The organism is Emticicia sp. W12TSBA100-4 (genome assembly GCF_040253585.1).
GTDB lineage: Bacteria > Bacteroidota > Bacteroidia > Cytophagales > Spirosomataceae > Emticicia.
The window spans coordinates 1-1,734 of the sequence record NZ_JBELAU010000046.1 but is presented as its reverse complement, the minus strand read 5'-3'; the positions used below and the strand labels follow the sequence as shown (position 1 = coordinate 1,734).

The 1,734-nt window shown below is 44.2% G+C and carries 2 protein-coding genes; both read right to left on the bottom strand.

The annotated features are described in order from the left end of the window. Window positions 1-172: 172 nt before the first annotated feature. Window positions 173-1,336 carry an IS91 family transposase gene (locus ABR854_RS25660; RefSeq protein WP_350268720.1) on the bottom strand — a complete coding sequence of 388 codons (1,164 nt, stop codon included), beginning with the start codon at window positions 1,334-1,336 and terminating at the stop codon, window positions 173-175. Then, the coding region (locus ABR854_RS25655) for a tyrosine-type recombinase/integrase (protein WP_350268719.1) at window positions 1,336-1,734 on the bottom strand (399 nt) is incomplete at its 5' end. The genes ABR854_RS25655 and ABR854_RS25660, both read right to left, overlap by 1 nt.

Here is a 1,734-nt window from a genome sequence, read left to right as displayed (position 1 = left end):
TATTAGGGCAAAAAGTAGATGTGTTTATTCTCCGCTTTCAACTATTTTTTGCTTAAAACATGGCTTTCTTTGGTGTTTTGATGCAATTGAGCAATAAATACCCCTACCCAGACCTTGGGATTAATTTTTGCCAAATGTCTTTTGATTGATGCCACCTCTTTTCAATCAATCTTTACACGGGTGAAGCCTTGTTTCTGACTTCTGATACTGTTTGTATGGGTTCGCAACGAGGACCATAAATCACTGCTATGGAGACCAATCTGCCTTCGCCACAACATGGACACTTTCCAATCTCTGTCCCGTATTTTTCCTGCATGAACTGCTCAACGGTTAGCTTGGGTATAGGTTTCCGCTCCGATAATGCCATGCTCGCAAGTATCTGTTTTATCCGCTCTTGCTTACCTCGGTTTCGTAAGTAGCCATAGTGACGAATTTTTACAAAATACCTCGGAAGGATATGTTGCTCAAAACGGCGTAAGAACTCCTCGTGACTCAGCGTCATTTGTTTGACTTTACTACCATCGGCGTAGTCTTTGTAATTAAAACTTACCGTTGATTGTCCTACATCGGTAATGCGACTACTACTGATGGCGATTCGGTGGGTGTATCTACCCAAATAATCTAAGACTCCCATTGCACCGCCGAAGGGGCGTTTGGCATACACATTCCATTCTTTTCGACCAATTTGACTCAATAAGTCCTCAAAATCAAGATTATTGAGTCGGATTATGTGCCTTAGCTTCCGCAAACCTTTGATCAAGATTGCCTTGAAGACTATCTTCAAAGCTCCCACTGGAAAAAGAAACTTCCCGCTAACTCGCTTACTATTTTGCCATTGATTGCCATCGAAACCACCCCCACTAACAATGCAATGCACATGCGGATGAAAGGATAAATTTTGGCCCCAAGTATGTAAAACCGACGTTATACCAATTTCAGCACCCAAATATTTAGGGTCTTTGCCAAACTGTAAGAGCGTCTGAGAGGAAGCTTCCAGTAACAAATTATACAGTAAAGAACGATTGCCCATCACCAAGCCATTCAACTCATGAGGCAGCGTAAAGACCACATGATAGTAAGTCGTTGGCAGTAACACTTGCTGACGTTGGGCGACCCATTGCTCTCGACCGAAGTGGCCGCAAAACAGACAATGCCGATTGCCACAGCCATGAAACTGCATCTGCTGATGTCCACAATCGCTGCATTGGCTCGGATGATAGCCATTGGCAAGGGTGCGACAAGTGCTGAGTTGACCAAAAACGCTCTTGGAGTAAGGATTAAAACCTAAGTTTTGTGCTTTGCTAAAAATCCCCTGTAAACTTTGCTGCTTACTCATCAGAGGAAACTATCTACAGGGTTGATGATATTGCGACGTTTACTCTCTTGCAGGTGTAAATACACCATGGTCGTACTGATATGGGAATGACCCAACAACTGCTGAATGGTATGGACATCGGTGCCGGCATCCAGCAGGTGGGTAGCAAAACTATGACGCAAGGTATGGCAAGACAAGTGACGCTCGGGGCTCAACAAGCACGCCCGGCCAATGGCAACATGAAACTGAATCGTTCGAGTCTTCATGGGCTTACCTACCAGTTTCCCCTCAAAGAGGTAAACTTTGGGGCGGTACGCTCGCCAATATTCTTCTAATAGACTCAATAACTTCTCTGAAAGTAGGGTGTATCGTTCTTTATTGCCTTTTCCATGGGCTACTCTAAGCCTTAAATTTGGTCG